Source organism: Pseudomonas caspiana (genome assembly GCF_002158995.1).
In the GTDB taxonomy this organism is placed as follows: domain Bacteria; phylum Pseudomonadota; class Gammaproteobacteria; order Pseudomonadales; family Pseudomonadaceae; genus Aquipseudomonas; species Aquipseudomonas caspiana.
In genome coordinates, this window is record NZ_LOHF01000047.1 from 10591 (window position 1) to 15529 (window position 4939).

Genomic DNA, 4939 nt, shown 5'->3' on the forward strand with positions numbered 1-4939 from the left:
AGGGCAGGGCGCTGGCGGTGCGGATACGGCCGCGATGATCAACGCCTTGGGCCAGAACGCCAAGATCAATGACCCCAAAGACATGCAAAAGGCCCTTGAGGCGATTGCGTTTCAGGGCCAAGCGGGCAGCTTTGAAGCGGCTGATATGGCGCGTTGGTTTCCGACGCTGCTGGCAGGCATGGGCAAGCTGGGCATTACCGGCAATGACGCGGTCGCGCAGCTCGGTGCAATGCTTCAGGTTCAGATGAAAACCGCCGGTAGTTCGGACGAGGCGGCCAACAACCTCAAGAACTGGATGGAGAAAATCGGTTCTGGCGATGTGGTGAAGGCCTACAAGGATGCGGGCATTGATTATCAGAAATCGATGCGCGGCGGCATGCAAAACGGCATGTCGACGCTGGAGGCCAGTTTTGCCCTGGCGCAAAAGTACGTCGAGGCAACCGACCCGAAGAAAGCGGCGGAAATGGCCAAAGCCATGGCGAAGATCAGCCAGGAAGCTGACCCGACTAAAGCCAAGGCCATGATGAATGCCTTCGAAGAGTCGATGCGTACCGGCGACCTGTTTGCGGACATGCAGGTTAAAGCGGCTCTGACGGCTTACATGCAGAACAAGGATCTGTACAAACAACTTAAAAAGGACTCCGGCAACGCCTCGGGGATTCTGGACAAGAACCTGGACGAGCGGCGCGACGGATCTGCACAGAAGTGGAAAGAGACCGGGCAGGCCATGGACGATGCCTTGCGTAGCGCCGGGGATGCTATTCGACCGCTGACCGACACGCTGTCGACCGGTCTGACTTCTATCGCCAAGGGCGTTGCCGCTGTCAGCGATAAATCACCCGCTCTGGTCACGGGGTTACTGGGGGCGGGCGCTGCCATTGCTGGCATAAGCGCGGCCTACAACAGTTTTAAGATCGTCAAAGGTCTTGTGAACATCGGTCGCGGCTCGCTGATGGGCAATCCCAACGTCGTGCAGAAAGTGGCGGTGGTCAGTGGCCTCGGTGGTTTAGGCGGTGGCGGTCCGGATCTGGGAGGGGGGAGTGAAAAGACCAAGGGTAAGCGGGGCTGGCGTCGGCGTGGAGCAGGCGTCACCGCCACGGTCGCAAGTGATTCGGCGGCCAAGCCCCGCATGCGGGTGTATGCCGGTGGCGGCCCTGCGGATGCTCCCAAGTCGCTCAGTGGCTGGAAGCCTCCGACGTCCGTGCCAAAGGCAAACGTTCCAGCTGTAGCGTCCATGGTCCCGTCTTCGTCCGGCCTCGGTGCTTTGCGCGGGGGAATCGGCAAGGGCAGCATTCCTGCGGCCTTATTTGATGGGCTGATTGACGCCAAGGACGTGTACGACAACGCCAAAACCAAGGACGAAAAAGCCGAGGGTTATGGCGAGGCCGGAGGCGGCGTAGTGGGTACGTTGGCCGGTGCGGCTGCCGGTGCGGCTATCGGGTCTGTGGTGCCGATCATTGGTACAGCTATCGGCGCGATGATCGGTGGTGCCTTGGGCAGCATGGGTGGTAAAGCATTGGGCGGTTCGGTCAGCAAGTCTTTGTTTGGTGGTTCGGAGGCGGTGGTCGGTAACTCGGCACCGATAACGCCGCTGCTGATGAAAGACCGGCCGGGGCCAGCTGTGCCCAGTCTGGCAAGCATGGGCAGTTCATTCGGTCCTAACGGGCCGCTCGTTACGCGTAACGCGTCGTCGGCAATGCCGGGCCTTGCGGACGTATCGAGCGCGCTCAAGGCTGCCGACACTAAAACGCCGGTCGCGACGCTGGCGGCGGCTGCTAAAGCGGTGCCGGAGAAGCCTGCGGCTCCGAAGATCGATCAGAAAATCACGTTATCACCGACGTTCAGCATCATTGTGCAGGGTGACGCTAAAGATCCGGCTGCGCTGGTGAATCAGATGATGCCTGAGATTGAACGCCGCCTGGCTACGACTGCGCAGCAGGTTGCGCGTCGTGATATGAGCGATCAACCGGTGTTCTAAGGGGGGGGTATGACGTACTTGGAAAGTGCTCAGGCGGGTTTCAAATCCATGGTCAAAGCGGGCGAAGCTGGCCGCAAGAGCATGGATGGCATGCTTGGGCCTATCAATAGCGCCATAGGTGACATGACCGGCGCAGCGGATGAGCTGGAAGGTATTCCCTTTGTCGGGCCTGCCATCGGCGCAAAATTGAAACGCATCACTGGGGCCGTGAGTATGGCGCAGGCCAAGATTGGGCAGGCGGCGGCGATTTACGGCAGGACAACCCAGGCGGCGGCGGTGCTGCAGGACCGGGTTGGTGCCCTGGGCGAGCAGACGGCGCGATTCAAAAGCGCGGTTAACGCGGTGGCGGCCAAGATCAACCCTGATGGCGCGCCGCCGTTTTCGACGGCCGATATCGCGCCCAATGGCACGCCAGCGCCGGAGGCTGTTAAGCCGTTTCCTCATCTGCTGATCATGCAGCCTCTGACGCCCAACACGCCGCCGTACTTCTTCAACCTCGACACGGCCGCCTTTGATGAGCTGAGCCGTACCACGGCGTTCCGCTGGGCCAGTCAGGAGCGTCTGACGCGACGTCCGGCGCAGCAGGCGGTGGGTATGGGGGAAGAGAAAATCACCATCAAGGGGGCGATCTTCCCGGGCTTCAAGGGCGGTTTGAAACAGCTCAACACCCTGCGCAGCATCGGGCAGAAGCTTCAGCCTCTGATGCTGACCACGGGTTATGGCGAAGTCCTGGGCAACTGGTGCCTTGTGAACCTCAACGAAGAACAGAGCGCGCTGCTGCAAGGCGGCATCCCGCGCAAGCAGGCCTTTACGCTGGAGTTTGTGCGCTATGGCGACGACATGCAGAACGTCTGACGGTGATGTCCTGGACGTTATTTGTCAGCACTTCTACGGGCATCTGATTGGCACAGTGGAGGCCGTGCTGGACGCCAATCAGGGCCTTTCGGATGAGCCACAACCGTTCCGGGCGGGGCTGATTATCACGCTGCCTGACATCGAGGTGAGCACCGACACGGCCGTCACCCTCTGGGACTGACGCTAATCCGCAACGCCACCCCCCCCGCCCTGTGCGGGGTTTTTCATTTCTGGAGTTTGCCTTGAAGCCTGTCTACAAGATCGTCGCTAACGGTGTCGACATCACCGCCTTGATCAATGACCGTATGTTGATGGTGCGAACGATCGACAAACCCGGGGCCAGTGCTGACGACTTCGAATTGCGCCTCGATGACCGGGACGGGGCCATTACGCTGCCTAAGCGGGGCGCGAAAATGGAGGTGTACCTGGGCTATGAGGGTCAGAAGCTGACACTGATCGGCCGCTATACGGTGGATGAAATTGAAGTGTCCGGCCCGCCCGACACCATCGTCGTGCGAAGCAAGTCCAGCGACACGCGCAGCAGCGCCAAGACCACCCGCAGCGGCAGTTGGGAGGGCGTAAGCCTTGCCAAGATTGTGGCCGATATCGCGGCGCGTATCGGCTGGAAACCTGAATGCAACGTGCAGACGCTTGTCGAGCGAGCCGACCAGTTGAGCGAGTCGGATCTGAACTTCGTCACGCGCCTGGCTAAGCAATACGACTGCACGGCCAAGGTCGCTGACGGCAAGCTGATCGTGCTGCCACGTCAGGGCGGCGTCAGTTCCAGTGGCAAAAGTCTGGGTGTGGTTGTGATCAACCGTAGCGATGTCAGCCGGTGGCAATTCCGCCTCGGTGACGACAACGTTAAGTCGGCGGTCAAGGCGTCGTACGCGGACAAGAAAGGCCAGTTGGTGACGGTCAAGCTCGACAACGAGGACAGTACCGACGGCCTGCCGCCCATCCATACCGACCGACACATACACCCCAACAAGAGCGCAGCCGAGGCCGCCGCCAAGGCACGTCTGGCGGGGTTCAACCGATCCACGGCCGGGGTCCGTCTGGAAATGGCGGGCCGGACAGATCTGGTCGCTGAGCGCGAGATCGATGCTCGCGGGTTCAAGGTCGGTTTGGACGGTAGCTACCTGGTCGATTCGGTCGAGCAGGTGTTCACGCAGTCGGGCTGGACCACAACTGTCGAGTGTAACGGTGGCAAAAAGGGCAAGGCCAACGCCAAGGGCAAAAAGAAGAAAACCGACAAAGCGCTAAAGGTTGTCGCGCTGTAACGAGTAGGCACAACACCCACGCCGTCCTTTGGACGGTTTTTTTTCGTCTGGAGAAACCATGATTATCAGTGATAAGGATCGAGACATCCTCGCGCGCACGCTTTGGGGGGAGGCCCGTGGGGAAGGGTTAGCGGGGCAAATTGCCGTGGCCTGGTCCATTCGCAACCGCGTGGAACTGGATTTGCACAACGACGGCAAACCGGATTGGTGGGGGGAGGGCTATACCGGCGTGTGCCAGAAGGCCTGGCAGTTCAGTTGCTGGAACAAGAACGATCCTAACTTTCCATTTTTGAGCGGGGCAGTGCCGATCCCACCGGCTCAATTCGCTCAGGCCCGTCAGGCGGCGGCAATCGTCATCGATGGCAAGCAGCCCGATCCCACTGGCGGAGCCACTCACTATTACTCCACCACGATGCCGAAAGCACCGGACTGGGCTGCCAATGCCAAGCGAACACTAAAACTCGGCCGTCACATCTTCTTCCGGGATGTGCCGTGACAGCCGTCCTTAAGCTGGTACCCGCTTGGGTGTGGGTTCTGGTGGCTTTGCTGGTAAGTGTTACCTATCTGGCCCTGCGCCTTGAAACCGTGAAAGCAGTCCGCGATGCGGTCACGCTTGATCGTGATGCCGAACGGGAAAAGGTAAAGCAGCTCACCGCCGCCAATGAATCGAGAAAGAAAACCCAGAAGCTGCTGCTCGATCTCGACACGCAGCACACTCAGGAACAGGTCAAAGCTGATGAAACGAATAAGCCCCTGCTTGCTGCTGTCGCTACTGGCGCTCAGCGGGTGTACGTCAAAGCCAGTTGTCCCTCAGTGCGAACCG

General features: G+C 60.1%; 6 protein-coding genes. All 6 read left to right on the plus strand.

Features of this window, described 5'->3' with window-relative positions; genetic code table 11:
• Nucleotides 1-1978: phage tail tape measure protein (locus tag AUC60_RS27380; protein WP_144443313.1), on the plus strand; the 1978-nt coding region annotated here is incomplete at its 5' end.
• A gap of 9 nt (nucleotides 1979-1987) precedes the next feature.
• Entirely contained in the window at nucleotides 1988-2833 is an 846-nt protein-coding gene (locus tag AUC60_RS27385) for a phage tail protein (RefSeq protein WP_087274713.1), read from the plus strand.
• The gene (locus AUC60_RS27390; protein WP_087274716.1) at nucleotides 2808-3014 is read left to right on the plus strand and encodes a tail protein X; all 207 of its coding nucleotides are present in this window, start codon (nucleotides 2808-2810) and stop codon (nucleotides 3012-3014) included. Before AUC60_RS27385 ends, AUC60_RS27390 begins: the two co-directional genes overlap by 26 nt.
• Before the next feature lie 61 nt (nucleotides 3015-3075).
• The gene (locus AUC60_RS27395; protein WP_087274718.1) at nucleotides 3076-4116 is read left to right on the plus strand and encodes a phage late control D family protein; all 1041 of its coding nucleotides are present in this window, start codon (nucleotides 3076-3078) and stop codon (nucleotides 4114-4116) included.
• Nucleotides 4117-4174: 58 nt separating this feature from the next.
• Nucleotides 4175-4612, plus strand: coding sequence for a cell wall hydrolase (locus AUC60_RS27400; RefSeq protein WP_087274719.1), 438 nt, complete (start codon nucleotides 4175-4177; stop codon nucleotides 4610-4612).
• 41 nt (nucleotides 4613-4653) lie between these two features.
• Nucleotides 4654-4939 (plus strand): lysis system spanin subunit (locus AUC60_RS27405; protein ID WP_238599656.1); only part of this gene is annotated, 286 nt, incomplete at its 3' end.